The 20,886-nt window shown below is 64.3% G+C and carries 18 protein-coding genes and 4 pseudogenes; 16 read left to right on the top strand and 6 right to left on the bottom strand.

Annotation, left to right across the window (positions count from 1 at the left end):
- Nucleotide 1: 1 nt before the first annotated feature.
- The 9 genes and pseudogenes from BI49514_RS03005 (at nucleotide 2) to BI49514_RS02970 (ending at nucleotide 7,160) form a co-directional block, all read left to right on the top strand.
- The gene (locus tag BI49514_RS03005; RefSeq protein ID WP_257904109.1) at nucleotides 2–769 is read left to right on the top strand and encodes an SDR family oxidoreductase; all 768 of its coding nucleotides are present in this window, start codon (nucleotides 2–4) and stop codon (nucleotides 767–769) included.
- A 104-nt stretch (nucleotides 770–873) separates the two neighbouring features.
- The gene (locus tag BI49514_RS03000) at nucleotides 874–2,232 is read left to right on the top strand and encodes a flavin monoamine oxidase family protein (RefSeq protein ID WP_101544181.1); all 1,359 of its coding nucleotides are present in this window, start codon (nucleotides 874–876) and stop codon (nucleotides 2,230–2,232) included.
- Between the two features lies 1 nt (nucleotide 2,233).
- Nucleotides 2,234–3,758 (top strand): annotated as a pseudogene (locus BI49514_RS02995) (APC family permease).
- Nucleotides 3,755–4,104, top strand: a pseudogene (locus BI49514_RS16825) (helix-turn-helix domain-containing protein); the annotation flags it as partial. The pseudogenes BI49514_RS02995 and BI49514_RS16825, both read left to right, overlap by 4 nt.
- Nucleotides 4,105–4,154: 50 nt before the next feature.
- Nucleotides 4,155–4,424 (top strand): annotated as a pseudogene (locus BI49514_RS17375) (excinuclease ABC subunit UvrA); the annotation flags it as partial.
- Nucleotides 4,425–4,605: 181 nt separating this feature from the next.
- A pseudogene (locus BI49514_RS17370) lies at nucleotides 4,606–5,222 on the top strand (excinuclease ABC subunit UvrA); the annotation flags it as partial.
- 171 nt (nucleotides 5,223–5,393) lie between these two features.
- Nucleotides 5,394–5,864, top strand: coding sequence for a transglycosylase family protein (locus BI49514_RS02980; protein WP_276330049.1), 471 nt, complete (start codon nucleotides 5,394–5,396; stop codon nucleotides 5,862–5,864).
- 303 nt (nucleotides 5,865–6,167) lie between these two features.
- Nucleotides 6,168–6,593, top strand: coding sequence for a DUF1801 domain-containing protein (locus tag BI49514_RS02975; RefSeq protein WP_101544175.1), 426 nt, complete (start codon nucleotides 6,168–6,170; stop codon nucleotides 6,591–6,593).
- Nucleotides 6,594–6,641: 48 nt separating this feature from the next.
- Entirely contained in the window at nucleotides 6,642–7,160 is a 519-nt protein-coding gene (locus BI49514_RS02970; protein WP_208634981.1) for a hotdog fold domain-containing protein, read from the top strand.
- Nucleotides 7,161–7,197: 37 nt separating this feature from the next.
- Here the strand turns inward: BI49514_RS02970 and BI49514_RS16815 are convergent, their stop codons facing one another.
- Nucleotides 7,198–7,476, bottom strand: a complete 279-nt coding sequence (locus tag BI49514_RS16815; protein ID WP_101544174.1) for a hypothetical protein — start codon at nucleotides 7,474–7,476, stop codon at nucleotides 7,198–7,200.
- 12 nt (nucleotides 7,477–7,488) lie between these two features.
- Here BI49514_RS16815 and BI49514_RS16285 point away from each other — a divergent pair, with 12 nt between their 5' ends.
- The 5 genes from BI49514_RS16285 to BI49514_RS02940 all read left to right on the top strand — a co-directional run bounded on the left by BI49514_RS16285 (nucleotide 7,489) and on the right by BI49514_RS02940 (nucleotide 12,006).
- Complete coding sequence (locus BI49514_RS16285; RefSeq protein ID WP_244195098.1) at nucleotides 7,489–7,818, top strand: DUF5058 family protein; 330 nt, start codon at nucleotides 7,489–7,491, stop codon at nucleotides 7,816–7,818.
- A gap of 9 nt (nucleotides 7,819–7,827) precedes the next feature.
- Nucleotides 7,828–8,565, top strand: a complete 738-nt coding sequence (locus BI49514_RS02955) for a hypothetical protein (RefSeq protein WP_101544172.1) — start codon at nucleotides 7,828–7,830, stop codon at nucleotides 8,563–8,565.
- Between the two features lie 94 nt (nucleotides 8,566–8,659).
- Nucleotides 8,660–9,901 carry an amidohydrolase gene (locus BI49514_RS02950; RefSeq protein ID WP_101544171.1) on the top strand — a complete coding sequence of 414 codons (1,242 nt, stop codon included), beginning with the start codon at nucleotides 8,660–8,662 and terminating at the stop codon, nucleotides 9,899–9,901.
- Nucleotides 9,898–11,331: an amidase gene (locus BI49514_RS02945; RefSeq protein WP_101544169.1), complete on the top strand. Its 1,434-nt coding sequence runs from the start codon at nucleotides 9,898–9,900 to the stop codon at nucleotides 11,329–11,331. The genes BI49514_RS02950 and BI49514_RS02945 overlap by 4 nt, the downstream gene beginning before the upstream one ends.
- Nucleotides 11,332–11,490: 159 nt before the next feature.
- A complete protein-coding gene (locus tag BI49514_RS02940) occupies nucleotides 11,491–12,006 on the top strand; it encodes a ferritin (protein WP_101544168.1) in 516 nt (171 codons plus the stop codon).
- 151 nt (nucleotides 12,007–12,157) lie between these two features.
- Here BI49514_RS02940 and BI49514_RS02935 read toward each other — a convergent pair whose 3' ends face one another.
- Entirely contained in the window at nucleotides 12,158–13,090 is a 933-nt protein-coding gene (locus BI49514_RS02935; protein WP_101544166.1) for an AEC family transporter, read from the bottom strand.
- Nucleotides 13,091–13,172: 82 nt separating this feature from the next.
- On the opposite strand from BI49514_RS02935, the gene BI49514_RS02930 reads away from it, so the two are divergent.
- A complete protein-coding gene (locus tag BI49514_RS02930; RefSeq protein ID WP_101544165.1) occupies nucleotides 13,173–13,643 on the top strand; it encodes an Hsp20/alpha crystallin family protein in 471 nt (156 codons plus the stop codon).
- A 112-nt stretch (nucleotides 13,644–13,755) separates the two neighbouring features.
- On the opposite strand, the gene BI49514_RS02925 is transcribed toward BI49514_RS02930, so the two are convergent.
- Complete coding sequence (locus BI49514_RS02925) at nucleotides 13,756–14,490, bottom strand: class I SAM-dependent methyltransferase (protein ID WP_101544163.1); 735 nt, start codon at nucleotides 14,488–14,490, stop codon at nucleotides 13,756–13,758.
- A gap of 129 nt (nucleotides 14,491–14,619) precedes the next feature.
- On the opposite strand from BI49514_RS02925, the gene BI49514_RS02920 reads away from it, so the two are divergent.
- Nucleotides 14,620–15,879 (top strand): aspartate aminotransferase type Ic, encoded by a 1,260-nt coding sequence (locus BI49514_RS02920; RefSeq protein ID WP_101544161.1) that lies wholly within the window; start codon nucleotides 14,620–14,622, stop codon nucleotides 15,877–15,879.
- A gap of 85 nt (nucleotides 15,880–15,964) precedes the next feature.
- Here the strand turns inward: BI49514_RS02920 and BI49514_RS02915 are convergent, their stop codons facing one another.
- Genes BI49514_RS02915 through BI49514_RS02905 form a run of 3 tightly spaced genes read right to left on the bottom strand, consistent with a single transcriptional unit; the run spans nucleotide 15,965 to nucleotide 20,770 of the window.
- On the bottom strand, nucleotides 15,965–16,819 hold the full coding sequence (locus BI49514_RS02915; protein ID WP_101544160.1) for a 3-hydroxybutyryl-CoA dehydrogenase: 855 nt from the start codon (nucleotides 16,817–16,819) through the stop codon (nucleotides 15,965–15,967).
- Nucleotides 16,820–16,869: 50 nt separating this feature from the next.
- Nucleotides 16,870–17,376: a peptide deformylase gene (locus BI49514_RS02910; protein WP_101544158.1), complete on the bottom strand. Its 507-nt coding sequence runs from the start codon at nucleotides 17,374–17,376 to the stop codon at nucleotides 16,870–16,872.
- Nucleotides 17,369–20,770 (bottom strand): pyruvate carboxylase, encoded by a 3,402-nt coding sequence (locus BI49514_RS02905; protein WP_101544156.1) that lies wholly within the window; start codon nucleotides 20,768–20,770, stop codon nucleotides 17,369–17,371. Before BI49514_RS02905 ends, BI49514_RS02910 begins: the two co-directional genes overlap by 8 nt.
- Nucleotides 20,771–20,886 lie beyond the last annotated feature (116 nt).

Here is a 20,886-nt window from a genome sequence, read left to right as displayed (position 1 = left end):
GATCGAAGGCACCGTCGCCCTCATCACCGACGAAGGCGGCCAGGCCGAAGCCCACGTCTGTGATCACCTCGATGCGGCCCGGATCTCACAGGTGATCGGCCAGATCGACACCGACCACGGTCGTCTCGACATCCTCGTCAACGACATCGGGGGAGAAGCCTACGTGGAGTGGGGCACGCCGTTCTGGGAGACCGAACTCGACGCCGAGATGCGCTTGTTCCGGTCGGGTCTGCTCACTCACCTGCACACCGCACATGCTGCCCTGCCCCTGCTCACACGGAAGCCGGGCGGTCTCCATATCGAGATCACCGACGGCACCGCAGAGTTCAACGCGAGCCACTACCGCGAGAGCATCTTCCTCGACCTCACGAAGACGGCGGTGAGCCGTCTGGCCTTCGGACTCGGCCACGAACTCGACAAGGCGGAAGCGACGGCCGTCGCCATCACCCCCGGTTGGCTGCGATCGGAGATGATGCTCGATCACTTCGGTACCACAGAGGACGACTGGATGCGCGACTCGCTCGACGAAACCCGCACCGAACCACCACGCGATTTCGCGATCTCCGAGACGCCTCATCTGCTCGGTCGTTCCGTTGTCACACTGGCCGCCGATCCCGACCGGCACTGCTTCAACTCGACGACGCAGGACACCCACGGATTGGCCGTCCACTACGGATTCAATGACCTCGACGGTTCGCGACCCGATTCGTGGAGCTTCATCACCGCTCTCGAGAACGACCCTGCGGCGGATCCCCGCGAATTCCGCTGACCGCGCGGGCGAGTGCGGATTCCGCACTTGCCGAATCCGTCTTGGCACGGGCCCGGGACCTCGTTAGTCTGAAGCCGCCCCAATCGCTTCAGGAGGAGTTCGTCGTGTCCGCAGAAACCCGTGACGTCGTCATCATCGGAGCAGGCCCATCGGGCCTGAGCGCCGCCCGTCGGCTGCGGAAAGCCGGACGGAGCGTCATCGTGCTCGAGGCCCGCGACCGCGTGGGCGGCCGCACCTGGACCGAACACATCGACGGGCAGATGTTCGAACTCGGCGGACAGTGGATCTCCCCGGACCAGACCGCGCTGCTGGCCCTCGTCGACGAACTCGGCAAAGAGACCTACCCGCGGTACCGTGACGGAGACAGCGTGTACATCGCTCCCGACGGAACTCGTACCGTCTATTCGGGGGAGATGTTCCCCGTGGGGGAGTCGACCCAGTCCGAGATGGAGCGCCTCATCGGCATCCTCGACGAACTCGCCGCCCGGATCGGTCCGAAGGCACCCTGGGATGCCGAGGACGCTGCCGAACTCGACTCGATCTCCTTTCACCACTGGCTGCGTCAGCAGTCCGAGGACGAACTCGCATGTGAGAACATCGGGCTGTTCGTCGCCGGCGGCATGCTGACCAAGCCCGCCACCACCTTCTCAGCACTCCAAGCCATTCTCATGGCCGCCTCGGCGGGATCCTTCACGAATCTCGTCGACGATCATTTCATCCTCGATCGTCGCGTCGTCGGCGGGATGCAGTCGGTTTCGGTGCAGATGGCCGAGGAGCTCGGCGAGGACATCGTCCGTCTGCAGCAGCCGGTGCGCCGGATCGAATGGTCGGAGACCGGAGTGAGTGTATCGACCGACGAACTGACAGTCAGCGCAGGCCAGGCGATCGTCGCCGTGCCACCGAACCTCTACTCGCGCATCAGCTATGACCCGCCTCTGCCGAGGCTCCAGCAGATCTTCCACCAACACCAGGCGATGGGACTCGTCATCAAGGTCCACGCCACCTACGACACCCCGTTCTGGCGCGAAGACGGTCTGTGCGGAACCGGTTTCGGCGCCTCCCGTCTCGTCCAAGAGGTCTACGACAATACGAACCACGGTGAAGAGCAGGGCACTCTCGTCGGCTTCATCTCCGATGTCAACGCCGATGCCATGTGGGCCCTGGACGAAGAGTCCCGCCGGACGAAGATCCTCGAAGTCCTCGCCGAATTCCTCGGCCCGAAGGCGCTCGAACCCCGGGTGTTCTACCTCTCCGACTTCGGCGCGGAGGAATGGACCCGCGGAGCCTATGCGACGAGCTACGACCTGGGCGGTCTGCACCGGTGGGGACCGTTCCAGAACGATCCGGTCGGGCCCATCCACTTCGCCAGCTCCGATATCGCTGCCGAAGGCTACCAGCACGTCGACGGAGCGGTGCGCATCGGCACCGCCACCGCCGAGAGGATCCTCGGCGAGAAGTCCTGAGATGAGCAGCACACAGCCGTCACCGTCGACGAACACGAGCGGACTGAGCTCCAAAGGACTCTCCGCCGGCAAGATCGGAGCCATCGGGGGGAGCCGTCATCGGCATCTCCTGCATCGCTCCGGCCTATACGCTGACCTCGGGACTGGGCCCGACGATCTCCGAGGTCGGGGTGCACACCCCGGCCGTGCTGCTCATCGGCTTCGTGCCGATGCTGCTCGTCGTCTTCGGCTACCGGGAACTGAACACCGCGATGCCGGATTCGGGCACGACGTTCACGTGGGCGACCAGAGCGTTCGGGCCCTGGCTGGGCTGGATGGGAGGCTGGGGACTCGTCGCCGCCACCGTCCTCGTGCTGTCCAATCTCGCGGCCGTGGCCGTCGACTTCCTCTTCCTCCTGCTGTCCCAAGTGTTCTCCGACCCGTCCATCGCCGAACTCACACGGGTGCTGTGGATCAACATCCCCGTGACGATCATCCTCACCGCTGCTGCGGCCTGGGTGTCCTATCGGGGAGTCGAAGCCACCGAGAAGCTGCAGGTGTGGCTGGTCGCCTTCCAGGTGCTGGCGCTGGGCTGGTTCGTCGTCGCTGCGATTGTGCAGGTGTCCAACGGCACCTCCTATGATTCGACCCCGGTCTCACTTGATTGGTTCAATCCGCTGTCCGCCGGCGACTTCTCCACCGTCGCGGCAGCAGTATCGCTGTCGATCTTCCTGTTCTGGGGCTGGGACACGGTGATCACGATGAACGAGGAGGCGAAGGACCCGGAGAAGACTCCTGGCCGCGCGGCCATGCTCACGATCATCGCGATCGTCATCATCTACATCGCCTGCACGATCGCCGTCATCTCCTTCGCAGGAGTCGGCACCGAAGGCCTGGGTGCGGGCAACCCCGATAACCAGGAATCGATCTTCGCCTCACTCGCCGGCCCGGTCATGGGGCCCTTCGCAGTGCTCATGTCCATTGCGGTGCTCTCATCTTCCCTGTCCTCGCTGCAGGCGACGATGGTCTCGCCCTCGCGGACGATCCTGGCGATGGGCCACTACGGGGCGCTTCCGGAGAAGTACGGTCGGGTCTCTCCCCGTTACAAGTCCCCATCGGTCGCCACCGTCACCTCGGCGGGGGCCGCGATCATCTTCTATGTCGTCATGCGCCTGCTCTCGGAGAACGCTCTGTGGGACACGATCACTGCGCTGGGACTCATAGTCTGCTTCTACTACGGCATCACGGGTCTGGCCTGCATCTGGTATTTCCGACGCAGCCTCTTCGCCTCGACCCGCACGTTTTTCTACCGGCTCCTGTTCCCGCTCATCGGGGGCGTGACCCTGCTGGTCATCTTCGTCACCACCGCAATCGACTCGCTCGACCCCGACTACGGTTCGGGATCCTCGGTCTTCGGCGTCGGACTCGTCTTCGTCCTCGGCATCGGGGTGCTGGCCCTGGGTGTGGTCATCATGATCATCCAATCCGTCCGCCATCCCGACTTCTTCCGCGGACGCACCCTGAAACAGGGAGTCGACGAGGGGTGAACGAACAGCTGGTGGCTCTGCGCCGAGTCCGGGACCGCATCGACCGCGAGTTCGACCAGCCCTTGAGCGGGGAGGCCTGGCCACAGGCGTGCGCATGTCCTCCGGGCATTTCAGCCGCCGGTTCAGAGCGGCCTTCGGCGAATCGCCGTATTCGTATCTCCTGACGCGCAGGATCGAACGGGCCATGGCCCTCATCCGCCGCGGCGATCTCACGATAACCGAGATCTGCTTCACCGTCGGCTTCTCGTCCCTGGGCACCTTCGGCACTCGCTTCAGCGAACTCGTCGGACTCTCACCGCCCCGTTACCGCAACGGAGTCGCCGCAGGCGAGCAGCGGCTGCCGACGAGGGCGAGGGCAAACAGGTCGAACGGAAGTCATTCTCCATCAACGGCGGCATGTGCCCGCACTGCGAGGGCATGGGCACAGCCACAGACATCTCCATCGCCGAGGTGGTCGATGAGTCGAAATCTCTCATTGACGGAGCCATCACCGTCCCCGGGTACAAACCCGGCGGCTGGTCGGTGCGCATGTTCTCCGAATCCGAGGACTTCGACCCCGACAAACCGGTCGCCGACTTCGATGAGAACGAGCGGCACTACCTGCTCTATGCCGAAGGTGAGAAGGTCAGGATCAACGGCACGAACATCACGTTCGACGGTCTGATCCCACGGATCCAACGCTCGTTCCTGTCCAAGGACCGGGACTCGATGCAGAAGCACATCCGCGAATTCGTCGACCGTGCTGTCGTGTTCACCACCTGCCCCGAATGCGCCGGGACACGGCTCAACACCGCCGCCCGGTCCTCGCTGATAGCCGGTAAGTCGATCGCCGATGTCTGCGCTCTGGGCCGGAATCATCTATTCGGATATGGCGCTCATGGGCGGCGTGTCCGCACCCTGCGTCGAGTGCGAGGGCAAGGGCTTCCAAACCGAGGTGCTCGAGTTCACCTTGGGCGGACTGAATATACGTGAGGGCATCGACCTGCCGGTGGACGCAGCGATCGAGCATTTCGGTGCGGGGGAGTCGCGTATCTCCGCGGTCGTGAAGATTCTGAAGATCCTCGCCGCGGTGGGACTCGGCTATGTCAGCCTCGGCCAGCCGCTGCCGACTCTGTCCGGGGGAGAGCGGCAGAGATTGAAGTTGGCGGTCCAGCTGCCGGCGAAGGCCGCTGATGCCGCGCAGGTGATCATCCTCGACGAACCGACGACCGGTCTGCACTTGGCCGATGTCGAGAATCTGCTGCAGCTCCTCGACGGACTCGTCGACTCGGGGCGGACCGTCATCGTCATCGAACACAACCTGGCCGTGATGGCTCACGCCGACCACATCATCGATCTGGGTCACGACGCCGAACATGACGGAGGGTCGATCGTCTTCGAAGGCAGCCCGACTGAGCTGGTCGCAGGGCGAAGGCGAATGGATCGCTGACCGCGGAGCATCTGGCTGCGTATGTGAACGCCTGACCGGGGGGAGCCGGTGCTATTCAGGCCTCACTCAGGTTCCGCGGAGACGATTTGGATGCTGAATTCACGGTCTCGGGTTCAAATGCGGCTATTGATTCGTTACGGTGTACAACGGCTCGGTAACGACCGGGTTACAGAACCGAAATGCAGTCGTACTTTGGAGAAGACACAGTGAACCTCTACAGCACAAGCCTCCGCAAGGTCGCCCTGCTCGTCGGCGCCGGCGCGGTCGCAGCGGCCGGACTGACCGGAGTGAGCGCAGGGCAGCCGGCCCAGGCATCTGAGAAGGGCGTCTGGGACAAGGTCGCCGAATGTGAATCGGGCGGAGACTGGCACATCAACACCGGCAACGGATACTACGGCGGACTGCAGTTCTCCAAGCAGACCTGGAACGGCTTCGGCGGTTCGGGCACTGCGGATGAGCACAGCAAGAAGGAACAGATCCGGATTGCTCAGAAGGTCCTCAAGGAGCAGGGACCGGGCGCATGGCCGACCTGCGGTGAGAAAGCCGGACTGACGAAGTCCAATGGCGCTGCCGATGACGGAGGCGGCAAGAAGGACGATGGCGGCAAGAAGGACGACGGTGGCTCTGACGACAGCGGCAAGGTCGGCCTCGGCGGCAACGTCACCGTCGGCAGCTGAGACCACACGCTGATTTGACGATCAGGCATGGACACGTGCGCTGTGATCGTGATCATGGAATGGCCGTGAGTGACCCATGCGTCGCTCACGGCCATTTCTGTCGGTAAGGGTCGTCGCCGTGCATTGTGCTTTCGTGTCGGGAGTGTCATCCGTGAGTTTCGAGGCTCCTCTCCGTCTTCGGATAGAACGCCGATAATATACATTATGTTAAGTAAAGATATTGAGCCGGTCCCCGAGGTGCGCAGTTACAGTTGAATCCGGCGATCTGAGTCTGTGGCCCATCAGGCGACACCAGGAGGCGAAATGGCGACGAAGCAACCGGCAATGCGACCGACAGGTGAACCCGTCGATGACGTGCTCGACCGTGCAGGCGGTCCCAGGCGCGCCGAAGCCGATCGCCTCCGCGAGATCCTCGCAGAGATCTCCGGCGAGGAGCCTGTGGTGTGGGCCTCACGCATCATCGGATTCGGTGAGGTCGAATATCGGTATGAATCCGGACATCGCGGCAGGATGCCGGTTCTCGCGTACTCCCCTGCCTCGCGTCAGCATACGATCTATCTCACGAGCGACTATGAGGACCGTTGGCCCCACCTCGTCTCCACGCTCGGCAAGTACCGCAGCGGCACATCGTGCCTGTATCTCACGCGCTTGCATGACGTCGACGAATCGGTGCTGCGTGAACTCCTCAAGCGCACTCGTGACCACACGCTCGCCGAATGGTCCGACTGATAGCATGTGTACTGAACAGTAACTCAGATCACAGTAAAGGGCGCCTCCATGACCGCAGACACCACAGCCGTGCAGACCGCCGAATCTGCACCCACCTTCAAGCTCTGGAAGAAGATGCAGGAGATGCCTTTGGGCGGCCTCGTCGGTTCATGGCTGTTCTCTCAGGGCATCTGCTTCAAAGCACCCTACTTCCGTACTGTGCGCCCGCAGATCAAAGAGCTGCGACCCGGGTTGTGCCGCGTCACTGCGCCCAACCGTCGTGGAATGCACAACCATATCGGCACCTATCACGCGATCGCGTCGTGCAATATGGCCGAAGTCGCCGCCGGTGTCATGACGGAAGCGACCGTGCCGCCCACTCACCGCTGGATCCCAGCGGGAATGACCGTGGAATACAACGCCAAGGCCAGCAAAGGGGCGGTCATGGCAGTCACCCGGCTTGAAGAGATCCCCGAATTCGGCGACGAGAAGTTCGACCTGATCGTCCCTGTGGATGTCCTCGAAGCGAATGGCATCGCCTTCGTCACCGCACGCATCACCATGTACATCTCACCGAAGAAGCGCTGAAGCACCGCGGCTCTACCAGGTCACCGCCTGGAACCCTTTACCGGCCCGACAGCAGCAGCACGCGTTGAGCGTGCGTGACTCCCCCGCCTATCGGGCGTGGCGGCCTGTTGAACTCGGCAAGGCTCTCATCGATCCGCCAGTCATGTCCGGTGCCGCGTGAGAGATCAGCGGCATGGAGTGTGAGCTCGAGAATGCGCATCTGCACCAGCTGCGTTCCCGGGATGCTGCCGATCCGATGAGCGACCGGCGCGTGGAGGTCGCATTCGTACACCAGCGCTCTGAACGACCCCTCGTGAGTCCAGAAGGATTCGAGCATGTCCTCTGCGAGGTGACCGGCTCCCCTGGTGGCTTCGACCTCCTCCGTGCTCGCCTGCTGCAGCAGCTTCGTATAGCGGGCTCCCCCGCCGATCAGGTGATCATCCCGGGTGCGGCACTGCTCGCGGCCTTTGCGGCGCTGACCTTCCGTGAGCTGCCGAAGTCACCGACCCATGTCATCGCCGTCATCGTTTCGGCAGTGGTGATGAGCATCTGCCTCCTCCTCGCCAAGACGCTCAAACAGAACTGGCTGAAGGAATGGGGAATGGGAATCTCCCTGCTCATCGGCCTCGTCGCCGCCTACTTCGCCCACTATGCCGGTCTCGGCATGACCGAAGCCTGAGGAGAGACCATGCCATCGATCATCACATCACCCTCGCACGCGGCATTCGAGCGCACCACCAACCGGTGGGGCTCGATCACGCTGTTCATCGGATTCCTCATCGCCACCTCGGTGCCGTTCTATCTTCTGTTCGTCGCCGACGCGAACATCGATCTCGGAGAGATCCTCAAGGGCTTCCTCGCCGTGTTCGCCGTCTACGGAGTCTTCTACATCGTCGAACCTCTCACCTATTTCCCGATCCTCGGACCCGCCGGGATGTACCAGGCCTTCATGATCGGCAATGTCGCGAACAAGCTGCTGCCCTCGGCGATCGTCGCCCAGGACACGATCGGGGCGAAGCCCGGCACCCGCAAGGGCGAATACGCGGCGACGATGGCCATCTGCGGAGCCGCGATCATCCACGTCGCCTCGATGGTCATCTTCGTCGGCATCCTCGGCACCTGGCTCGTCTCCCTCATTCCCGAGCCGGTGACCCTTGTCGCGAAGCTCTACATCCTCCCGGCCATCCTCGGCGGTGTCACCGTCCAGCTCATCGCGTCGCTCAAACAGCTGAAGTCGACCCTCATCGCCCTCGGCATGGCGGCGCTGGTCATACTCGTCCTCGTCCGGCTGGTTCCCGTGCTCGCGCCCGGCGACGTCGCCATTGTCGTGTTCCTGACCATCCTCATCACATGGTTCACGCGCAACAAGGCGGTCACGGACAAGCGACCCGCCAGCGACGGCACCGACACCGTCGGCATCAACTGACGGCGGAGAACGGTCGGTGCTCGTCTGCCGAGACCGACCCCCGCATCCGACAATTCTTGCCAAGATGGCACCAGACCTCTGCTGAAAGGACATCATGTCGCTCAACTCCGCCCTCCGCGCGTCGATCAGTGCCGATCTCGACCAGACGATCGCCGACTACAAGCACTTCCACCGCACTCCCGAGCTGTCCATGCAGGAGACGAACACCGCCGCGGAGATCGCCTCCCGGCTCCGGGCCCTCGGGCTGAAGACACACACCTTCGGCGGAACCGGAGTCGTCGCTGTGATCGAGAACGGCGACGGTCCGGTCATCGGCTACCGTGCCGACATCGACGGACTGCCGATCAGAGAGGACACCGGACTCGACTATGCCTCCACGGCGGACGGCACTCTTTCCGACGGCGAGACGACTAAGGTCATGCACGGCTGCGGCCACGACACTCACATCACAGTCGGCCTCTACCTCGCCAAGCACCTCGTCACACACAGGGACCTGTGGTCGGGAACAGTCGTCATGCTCTTCCAGCCCGGTGAGGAGACCGGCCAAGGTGCGCGCGCCATGCTCGATGACGGGCTCTGGGATGAGATCGTGCGCCCCGAGGTCATCTTCGGTCAGCACGTGTGGCCCGGTGCCGCCGGTCACCTCTACGTCAGCAGCGGCACCGCCATGGCGATGTCCGACTGCCTGCGCGTGACCGTCAAGGGCAAGCAGGCACACGGATCCCAGCCGGAGAACGCGATCGACCCGATCGTCCTCGGCGCCTATATGATCACCCGCCTCCAGTCGGTCGTGTCCCGCGAGATCTCCGGCCGCGACATGTCGGTGGTCACCGTCGGCACCTTCCACGGCGGACTCAAAGAGAACATCATCCCCGACTCCGCCGAATTCAAACTCAATATCCGCACCTTCACCGAGGAGGTCCGCGCGGTCGTCCTCGACCGGGTCCGCCGCATCATCGAAGCCGAGGCCCAGGCTTCCGGAGCTCCGGAGCCCGAGATCGAAGAGATGTATCGGTTCCCGCGCTGCTTCAACGAACCCGAGGAGACCGATTCGTTCCTCACATATGCGGGAGCCGAACTCGGCACCGAACAGGTCCACCTGACCGAGCCGGCCACCGGCAGCGAGGACGTCGGAGCGTTCGGCGATGACATCGGCGTCCCGTACGTGTACTGGTTCTTCGGCGGCTACTCCCCCGAGAAGTTCGCCGATGGTCAGACCCCGCCCGGGAATCACTCCCCGTTCTTCGCTCCCGACGATGTCGAGACGACTCTCGAGAACGGCATCAGGGCCGCGCTGTCCGCGGTGCTGAGCAAGGTCGGAAAGGACCGCGCATGAGCGAGGAGATGCTGTGGTGGTCGACTCGTGAGCTGGCCGGCCGAATCGCCGCCAAGGAGGTCTCGGCCCGGGAGGCTCTGCAGGCTCATCTCGACCGCATCGATGAGGTCAACCCCGCTCTCAACGCCGTCGTCACCCGAGACGACGAAGCCGCCTTCGCTCAAGCTGATGCCGCAGACGCAGCAACCGCCCGCGGTGAGAGCTTCGGTGCCCTGCACGGAGTGCCGATGACGCATAAGGACACCCACGACACGGCAGGTATGCGCACTACCTGGGGTTCACCGCTCATGGCCGATCGCGTGCCCGAATCGGATGCGCTCATCATCGCTCGTCTCAAAGCCGCCGGCATCACGACGACAGGCAAGACGAACGTGCCCGAGTTCGCCGCCGGCTCCCACACTTTCAATGAGGTCTTCGGCACAACCGTGAACCCCTACGACCGGACGAAATCGGCAGCGGGATCCTCCGGCGGCGTGGGCGCAGTGCTCGCAGCCGGGATCCAGGCGTCAGGAGACGGCTCCGATATGGGCGGATCACTGCGGTCGCCCGCATCGTTCAACAACGTCGTCGGTCTGCGGCCGAGCAACGGCCGTATCCCCCATGTTCGACCGGGCAACCCCTTTGCGTGGCTGTCTCAGAGCGGATTCATGGCACGCACGGTCTCCGATGTGGCGCTGCTCATGTCGGTGGCCTCTGGACCACATCCTTCGGCGCCGGGATCGATCCTGGAATCGGGCAGTGTCTTCGACCTCCCGGAGTTCGCGCTCGACGCCGACCGCTCCCCCGACCTCGCCGGACTGCGGGTCGGCTTCAACCCCGACCTGGACGGACTGCTTCCGGTCGAATCCGAGGTGAAGGAGATCGTCGCGTCCGCAGCGCCGGTGTTCGGCAGCCTCGGCGCGCATGTGGATGAGGAGATCCCGGATCTCACGGACGCCGACGAGGTGTTCAACGTCCGCCGCGCCCTCGACTTCGTGGGCTCCTGGGGCGATCTGTATGAGGCGCACCCGGACAGAATCAAGCAATCGGTCCGGTGGAACATCCGCATGGGCCTCGACCTCACAGGCGCCGAGGTGGCTTCGGCCGAATCAGCCCGCACCCGCCTGCACGCGGAAGTCGACAGCTATTTCGCCGACCACGACGTCCTCGTGCTCACCACGTGCCAGGTCCTGCCGTTCGATGCGGACATCGAGTATCCGACACAGATCAACGGGGTGGAACTGGAGAACTATCTCGATTGGATGCGAGCACTGTGCCTGGTCTCGGCGACCGGCTGCCCCGCGATCTCGGTACCCGCCGGCTTCTCGGCCTCCGGTCTGCCGGTGGGTGCGCAGATCGTGGCCAAGCCCGGTGCGGACGTCGAACTGCTGCGAGTCGCTCATGCCTTCGAAGCCGCCACCGTTCATCACCTCAGACGGCCGGATCTCTGATCGGCATTCTTCGCAGGACGCGGCGTCGGTCGAGGCAGGTATGGCATACCTGGGCAGAGTTTGCCGAGCCTTTCCACACTGGAACGGTTCTAGAAAAGGTGTCAGGATATTCTCTAAGCAGGCGGAACGGATCCGCCTCGAACCGCAAAGGAGTAAAAGATGCACCTGAGCCCCGCCATGCAGAAGGTCCTCAACGAGCAGGTCACCCTCGAACTCGAAGCCTCGTTGGTCTACCTCCAGCTCTCCATCCAGCTCGATGATCTCGATCTGCCCGGAATGACGCGCTGGATGCGCGCCCAGTCCGAAGAGGAGCAGGTTCACGCCGCCAAGTTCACCCAGCACTGCCTCGACCGCGGATTCAGCCCTCAGATCGGCGATATCGCTGCTCCGAAGGTCTCCGGTTCGCAGCCGATCGACTTCTTCAAGGCTGCACTGGCTCACGAGGAGAAGGTCTCGGAGTCCATCCGCAACATCTACCGCACCGCTCAGGACGAGGCCGACCTCGACGTCCTGCCGCTGCTCCACTGGTTCATCGACGAGCAGGTCGAGGAGGAGTCGAGCATCTCCGAGATCATCGGTCGCCTCGAGCGGGTCGGCAACGACGGTGCCGGCGTCCTGCGCATCGACTCCGAACTCGGCTCACGCCACCCTGATATCACCGTCGACAGCGAGTGAGAACTGCATGACCGCTCCGGCTCAGTGCCCAGAACGAGCGAGCTCGATGAGTTGAGTGTGAACTCGAATCGAGTACTCAAGCGGCCGATCCCAGCACGGGATCGGCCGCTGTCGTGTGCAGGCCCGAGGATGCGGGGAGACCGGTCCGTCCTCAGCCGAGGACCGATTTGCCGATGAGCAGCACGACCGGCAGGGTCACGAGCATGACAACGGTCTGACCGGCGATGAGTGCGGCCATGAGCTTCGCATCTCCCCCGAGCTGCCGGGCCATGACATAGCCCGAGCTCGCCGTGGCGATCGATTGGAAGAGCAGTGCGACCAGCGCCGGCACCGTCGGGACTGCCAAGAGAGACAGTGCGGCGAGGGACAGCCCCGGCAGCACGATCAGCTTGATGATCGTCGAGGCGATGATGGCCCGGGCATGTGCACGCATCGAGAATGCCTGCAGACCGGCGCCGACGCAGAGGAGCCCGATGGGCAGCGAGGCGACCGCCAAGGGATCGAGGACCGTGGCCGCCACGTCCGGCAGACCCAGACCGCTGACATTGGCCAAGGCCCCGGCGACGCAGCCGAGTACGAGAGGATTCGTCACGATCGCCTTGAACAGCGCGAGCAGCGAGCTCGGTCCTGTGCGCAGGAACTCGAAGCCGAGACTCGAGATGACATTCACCGTGGGGACGAGGATCGCTGCGACGATCGCGGCCACGGCGCTGCCTTCGGAACCGAACAGGCTGCCCGCCAACGACAGGCCGATATAGGTGTTGAAGCGGACCCCACCTTGGAGCACGGAGGTGAAGGCCGGAAGATCGCGGGCGATGACCCGGCGGGCGAGGACGATGCCCAGGGACACGATCACGGTGGGGATGACGAGCGCCGCTGCCAAGCGCGCGAGCGGGACATGGGCCACGTCCACCTCGGCGACGGAGGTGAAGAGGAGCACCGGAAGGAGGCAGTAGTACGCGAGCTTCTCCGCGCCCGACCAGAATTCCGGACTCCGAAATCCCGGCAGTCTCTTCAGCACGAGACCGAAGGCGATGAGCGCCGTGACGGGAAGAAGGGCGAGGAGTATGGGAACCAGGCTCACAGACTGAGAATTTCATGAGTTTGGAATCATTTCAAAGTTGAGTGTGTTTGACTCAATATAGGAACCGAACGAAAGGAAGCACATGGCTACACGTTTCGACCCCATCCGAGACCTCGACCGATTCTTCTCAGAGGTGACCCGCACCCCGAACGCCACCACCTTGCCGATGGACCTCTACCGCGACGGCGAAGTCTTCGTCGCCCGCATCGATATGCCCGGAGTCGATCCGAGCAGCATCGATGTCGACGTCGAAGACCGCACGCTCACGGTTCGCGCTCGCCGCGAGTCCGAGGTCGCCGACAAGGACGTGAAGTGGCTGACCCGAGAACGCACCAACGGCACCTACGCTCGCCAGCTGACGCTCGGCAACCGGGTGGCGCTGGATCGCATCCGCGCCGACTACAGCGACGGTGTCCTCACGCTGACGATCCCCGTCGCTGAGGAGGCCCGCCCCCGGAAGATCTCCGTTTCGCATGCAGCCGGACAGACCTCCCCCGAGGTGGTCGAATCGTCCTCGTCCGACGACCCCCGCTCCCCCGGCCTCGACAGCTGACACCGGCGCCGGATTCGGACGGAATCACGGTGGCCGAGGTTCGGACGCCGAGGTGTTCCCCGGTTGCCGACTGCGGACCGCACCTTCATCGAGTGCGGTCCGCTTCGTCTGTTCAGACCCGTTCGAGGAGATACGCCAGGCACATATACGGCAGATCCACCGTGCCGGACACCGGATGCTCGACACTGAAGTACTCGCGCAGGTTCGCTTCGATTCGGGCTCGTGTCTTCTCGTTCGAGCGCAGCCAATACGACCGTGTGCGAGCGAGGTCGACGATTCCGTCGACGGTGAGCTCCGTGGTGAATTCGACGAGCCTGCGGTCGGTGAGAGCCAGACCGTTGCCGGGCTGAGGTCGGTACTGCGGTCGATAGACGTCGCCCGCGTGCATGATCCGGCTCAGGCGCAGCACCCAGTCGACGCGGACATCGAGTTGGTTGATGAGGATGAGCAGCCGGCCTCCCGGGCGAAGGATGCGCGCCACTTCGGCGGCCGCTTTCGCTTCGTCGAACCAATGCCAGGCCTGCGCGACGGTGACGAGATCGAGGCTCTCTGCTTCCAGGCCGGTGTCCTCAGCGGTGCCGATCTTCGTGGGGGCAGGATTGCGTTCGAGTGCGGCTGTGTCGGGATCGACGGCGATGAGATCAGCACCGCGCGCGAGCAGCCGGCGGGTGAGGATCCCCGTTCCCCCACCGAGGTCGCATACGCGCAGACCAGACCATTGCGGCTCCCAACCGGTCAGCGCGAGGTCGAGGGCTGAGTCGGGATATCCGGGCCGCACCTCGTTATAGACTCGGGCCTGGGTGCCGAAACTGCGTCCGTGGGCGGCCTGCGCACGTGGTCGCACCATCTGAGTCTGCCTTTCATCGAATTGCCTGCGGTTGTCCGGGCGACCGCTGCAGACCACTCTAGCGTCGTCGACATCCGCCGAGTCGATAGGATGGAGCCATCGGCCCGTTCCCAGCCCTAAGGAGCCAGCATGTCCGCACCGTCCGACCTCTCGTCCAAACTGGACGAAGCCTCCGCCGCATACGAGGAATTCGCCTCGCGCGGTCTCGCGCTCGATATCACACGGGGCAAGCCGGCCCCGGAGCAGCTCGACCTCGCTGCCGATCTGCTGACTGCGGTCAACGGCGACGACTTCCGCTCTCCCGGTGGTGTCGACACCCGCAACTACGGCGGACTCGACGGACTCATCGAGCTGCGGGAGATCTTCGCTCCGCTGCTCAAGGTTCCGGCCGACCAGCTGCTGGCCGGCGGCAATGCCTCGCTGACCTTCATGACCCAGGCGCTGACCTTCGCCCTCATGCACGGCACGGCCGTCGATGATCGCCCGTGGGGGCAGGGTCCGCATAAGCTGCTGTGCCCCGTGCCCGGTTACGACCGCCATTTCACCTTGGCCGAATCCCTCGGGTTCGAGCTGTTGACCATCCCGATGGATGACGAGGGCCCGATCATCTCCGAGGCGCAGCGTCTGGCCGAGGATCCGGCGGTCAAGGGCATGTGGCTGGTGCCGATGTATTCCAACCCGACGGGAATCACGGTCACCGAAGCGCGGGCACGGGAACTGGCTGCCATGCCGACAGCGGCGCCCGACTTCACTCTGCTCTGGGACAATGCCTACGCGGTGCACCATCTGCGAGAGGACCATCCGGACAATCTCGACATCCTCTCACTCTGCGCAGAGGCAGGTCATCCCGAACGTGCATGGGTCTTCGCATCGACCTCGAAGATCACTCATGCCGGGGCCGGGGTGTCGTTCTTCGCCGGAGGCCCTGCCACGGTCGATTGGATGCGAGCGAACCTCGGGAAGGTCGCGATCGGCCCCGACAAGATCAACCAGCTGCGCCATGTCCGGTTCTTCTCCGACTCGGCCGGGGTCGAAGTACATATGCGCAAGCATGCCGAGATCGTCGCACCGAAATTCGATGCGGTGCTCAAGGCGCTCGAGGACGGACTCGGAGCGGAAGAGCTGGCGCAGTGGACCTCACCTGACGGCGGGTACTTCATCACTCTGACGACGATGGAGGGCATCTCCGATCGCGTCGTCAAACTCGCAGGGGAAGCAGGAGTGAAGCTGACTCCTGCCGGTGCCACGCACCCGTACGGCCTCGACCCGAACAACAACATCATCCGCATCGCGCCCACGATGCCGACACTCGATGAAGTCGAACTCGCCGCTCAGGGCCTCGTGGCGTGTGTGCGCCTGGCCAGCTATGAGAAGCTGCTCGCCGGCTGACACTCGAATGCGGCCTGCAGACTGAGACAGGTCCGCCCCGAACCGAAGGGTTCGGGGCGGACCTGTCTGTACCGGGGGCGTCGGATCAGTATTCGTAGAATCCGCGTCCGGACTTCACACCGAGCAGGCCGGCATCGACCATGCGCGACAGCAGGATCGGAGGCTTGTTCGCAGGGTCACCGGTCTCCTCATACATGCTCTCCGCGGCATAGAGGCAGGTGTCGAGACCGACGAGGTCGGCCAGCTTGATCGGCCCCATCGGATGGGCGCAGCCGCCGACCATTCCCGCGTCGATGTCCTCCTTCGTCGCATGTCCGGCCTCGAGCATCCGGACCGCGCTGAGCAGGTACGGGATGAGCAGGGCATTGACGATGAAACCGGGACGGTCATCGGCTTGGATCGGATTCTTCCCGAGCGCATCGGCGACGAAGGACGTCACGGTGCTGCGGACATCCTCGGCGGTGAGCACCGAGGAGACGATCTCGACGAGCGGCTGGACCGGTGCGGGGTTGAAGAAATGCACTCCCAGCACGCGTTCGGGGCGCGAGGTCGCCTGCGCGAATCGGATGATCGGCATCGACGAGGTGTTCGAGGCCAGGATCGCTTCCGGGTCGGTGACGACCTGGTCGAGTTCGGCGAAGATCGACTTCTTGATGTCCTCGTTCTCACTGGCGGCTTCGATGACGAGCTGACGATCGGCGAGATCGCTGATATCGGTGGTGAACCGCAGTCGGCCGAGCGCCTCGTCGCGGGCAGCGGCATCGAGTTTGCCCTTGTCCACTGCGCGAGCCAGGGACTTCTCGATGCGGGCACGACCGGCGGCCGAGGCCTCCTCGTTGATCTCGCGGACGATGACGTCGAGACCGGACTTCGCCAGCACTTCGGCGATTCCGGCTCCCATGAGTCCGCTGCCGATGACGGCGGTGCGCTGGATGCTCATAAACTTCTCCTTCTTGATCTATATGGTCGGTCGGGTGCGAATGTCTCAGCTCAGGGCATTCGGGCGAGGAACCAATCGGCCGACCGGATGGCTTTCATGGCCTCCCGGCGGCGTTCCCCGGGCAGAGTCTGAATGTAGACCTGCCCGTCGAGGTGCCCCACCTCGTGTTGGAGCATCTGGGCGAAGACTTCCGTGCCTTCGATCTCGATCGGCTGATTCTTCGCATCCACCCCTCGCACCCGAGCGAATTCATAGCGTGGGGTAGCGAAGAACAGCCCGGGGACGGAGAGGCAGCCTTCTTCGATATCACGCAGCTGCCCGCCGAGCTCGACGATCTCCGGATTGATGACGTATCCCGTGCGGCCGTCGAGGTCGTAGCCGAAGGCTCGCAGTCCGACCCCGATCTGCGGAGCGGCAACGGCCGCTCGGCCCTCGGGCCGTGCGGTGTCGACGAGGTCGGCTGCCAGAGCTTCGACGTGATCATCGAATACCGTCACCGGTTCGCACTTGCTACGGAGCACGGGGTCACCCCACAGTCGGATCTCGCGTTCAGGCATCGATCACCACTACGAGGTCTCCGCCTTCGAGCTGCTGGACATCGGCGATGGCCACACGGGAGACGGTTCCGGCCGTCTGCGTGGTGATCGTCGCTTCCATCTTCATCGCCTCGATGGTGGCTACGGTGTCGCCTGCGGAGACCTTGTCGCCCTCGTGGACCTGCATGGTCACAACTCCGGCGAACGGGCTGCCGACGTGTCCGCTGTTGTTAGGATCGGCCTTCTCCGCTGTCTTGACTTCGCTTTCGACGGAGCGGTCACGCACCTGCAGCGGACGCAGCTGCCCGTTGAGAGTGAACATGACCGAACGCATCCCGCGCTCGTCAGTGCCGCCGATGGCCTGTACGCCGATGAGCAGGTTCTTGCCCTTCGCCAGCTCGACGGCATGCTCTTCGCCGCTGGTGAGGCCGTAGAGGTACTCGGAGGTCTCGACGACGGAGAGGTCGCCGTAGTTCGAGCGCATCGACTGGAATTCCTTCGTCGGACCGGGGAACAGCAGCTCGTTGAGCTTGTCCTTCCGGTCCCGGCCCGGCGTCTGCAGTGCTTCGGCATCCGCAGGTTCGAGATGCTCGGTGAGCGGCTTGGCGGAACGGCCGGCGAGGGCCTTCGTGCGGAACGGCTCGGGCCATCCGCCCGGAGGGTCACCGAGGTCGCCGTTGAGGAACCCGATCACCGAATCCGGAATGTCGAATTTGTCGGGGTTCTCCGCGAACTCCTCGGGCGCAACTCCGGCTCCGACGAGGTGGAGCGCCAGATCGCCGACGACCTTCGAAGACGGGGTGACCTTGACGAGATGGCCGAGAATCGAATCGGCGGCCGCATACATGTGCTCGATGTCCTCGAACCGCTCCCCCAGGCCCAGTGCGACGGCCTGCTGACGCAGGTTCGACAGCTGTCCGCCGGGGATCTCGTGACGGTAGACGCGGCCGGTCGGCCCGGCGAGCCCGGACTCGAACGGTGCGTAGAGCTTGCGCACCGATTCCCAGTAGGGTTCGAGGTCGCTGACGGCGTCGAGGCTGATGCCGGTGTCACGCTCGGTGTTCTCGAATGCGGCGACGAGCGCGGAGAGACTCGGCTGGCTGGTGGTTCCGGCCATGGCCGCCGAGGCGGCATCGACGGCATCGGCACCGGCGGCGGCAGCAGCATAGAGGGTGGCCAGCTGTCCGCCCGCAGTGTCGTGGGTGTGGACGTGGACGGGCAGGTCGAAGTTCTCCCGCAGAGCAGTCACGAGCTTGACCGTGGCAGCCGGGCGCAGCAGGCCGGCCATGTCCTTGATGGCGAGCACATGAGCTCCGGCGTCGACGATCTGTTCGGCCAGGTGAAGGTAGTAGTCGAGCGTGTAGAGCTCTTCCTTCGGATCGAGGATGTCCGAGGTGTAGCACAGCGCCACCTCGGCCAGTGCCGTGTTCGTTCCGCGCACGGCCTCGATCGCCGGACGCATCTGCTCGACGTCGTTGAGAGCGTCGAAGATGCGGAAGATGTCGATACCCGTGCGGGCCGCTTCATCGACGAATGCGTCGGTGACCTCGGTCGGATACGGTGTGTAGCCGACGGTGTTGCGTCCGCGCAGAAGCATCTGCAGGTTGATGTTGGGCACCGCGGTGCGCAGGGCTTCGAGACGTTCCCACGGATCCTCGCCGAGGAAGCGCAGCGCCACGTCATAGGTCGCACCGCCCCAGGCCTCGATGCTCAGCAGTTCGGGTGTCATCCGGGAGACGTGCCCGGCCACAGCCAGCAGGTCTCGGGTGCGCACGCGAGTGGCCAGCAGGGACTGGTGGGCGTCGCGGAATGTCGTGTCGGTGACGGCCAGGGCCGTCTGCTCACGCAGGGCGCGAGCGAAGCCCTCCGGTCCGAGCTCGGCGAGACGGTCGCGGCTGCCCGCCGCGGGTTCCGCGGAGAGGTCGATGCTCGGGAGCTTGTCGCCCGGACGGATGCGCAGGCCCGGTTCGCCGTGGGGGCGGTTGACCGTGACATCGGCGAGGTAGTCGAGAAGCTTCGAGCCGCGGTCGGCGCTCACTCGAGCGTCGAAGAGCTGCGGGCGTTCTTCGATGAAGGACGTGGACAGGTCTCCGGCGACGAATGCGGGATCGTCGAGGACGGCCTGCAGGAAGCCGATGTTCGACGATACGCCGCGGATGCGGAACTCAGCCAGGGCGCGCTTGGCACGGCCGACGGCCTGAGCGAAGTCGCGGCCGCGGCACGAGAGCTTCACGAGCATCGAGTCGAAGTGGGGGCTGACGGCAGCACCGGCGTGGACGGTTCCGCCGTCGAGGCGCACACCTGCGCCACCGGCAGAGCGGTAGGCGGTGATCGTGCCGGTGTCGGGGCGGAACGAGTTCGCGGGGTCCTCGGTGGTGATGCGGCACTGGAGTGCGGCGCCCTTGATCCGCATCTCGTCCTGGCGCAGGCCGATCTCTTCGAGGGTGGCCCCGGCGGCGATGCGCATCTGCGAGGCCACGATGTCGACGTCGGTGATCTCTTCGGTCACAGTGTGTTCGACCTGGACACGCGGGTTCATTTCGATGAACACGTGCTTGCCGGCGCGCGGCCCGTCGGTTTCGAGGAGGAATTCCACGGTGCCGGCGTTCTGGTAGCCCAGCGCCTTTGCGAACTTCAGGGCATCTGCGTGCAGGGCGGCCGCGATCTCAGGATCGAGGTTCGGGGCTGGAGCGATCTCCACGACCTTCTGGTGGCGGCGCTGCACGGAGCAGTCGCGTTCGAAGAGGTGGATGGCGTTCGAGTCGTTGTCGGCCAGCACCTGGACCTCGATGTGACGGGGGCGCTGCACCGCCTGCTCGATGAAGACCGTGGGATCGCCGAAGGCGCCTTCGGCTTCGCGCATGGCGGCCTTGAGAGCGTCCTCGAGGTCGGAGGCCCGAGCCACACGACGCATTCCGCGACCACCGCCGCCGGCGACGGCCTTGACGAAGAGGGGGTATTCCATCGATTCGGCATCGGCGAGCAGCTGTGCGATATCGGCCGACGGACGTGTCGAGTCGAGGACCGGAATGCCCGCATTGCGTGCTGCCGCCAGCGCCTGGACCTTGTTTCCGGCCAGTTCGAGCACATCGGCTTTGGGCCCGATGAAGGTGATGCCCGCTTCGGCACAGGCACGTGCCAGATCGGGGTTCTCAGAGAGGAAGCCGTATCCGGGGTAGATGGCGTCGGCGCCGCTCTCCTTCGCCACCCGCAGCATCTCTTCGACGCTGAGGTACGCGCGAACGGGATGACCCTCCTCACCGATCATGTAGGCCTCGTCGGCCTTCATGCGGTGTTCGGAGTTGCGGTCCTCATACGGGAAGACTGCGACGGTGGAGGCTCCGAGCTCATAGGCGGCACGGAACGCACGGACGGCGATCTCTCCGCGGTTGGCCACGAGGACTTTAGAGAACATAGGTGTCTCTCACTTCTGTATCGGCCGCACTGGGCGACTGGTCGACAAGCTGTCGGGAACATACTCTACAAGTGACATGGAACACCCCTGCGCCCGGGGGTCGACTTTGGACTGAG

This window comes from Brevibacterium iodinum ATCC 49514 (assembly GCF_900169265.1).
GTDB classification, from domain to species: domain Bacteria; phylum Actinomycetota; class Actinomycetes; order Actinomycetales; family Brevibacteriaceae; genus Brevibacterium; species Brevibacterium iodinum.
The sequence above is the reverse complement of the archived record's forward strand: the minus strand, read 5'-3'. Positions and strand labels throughout refer to the sequence as shown.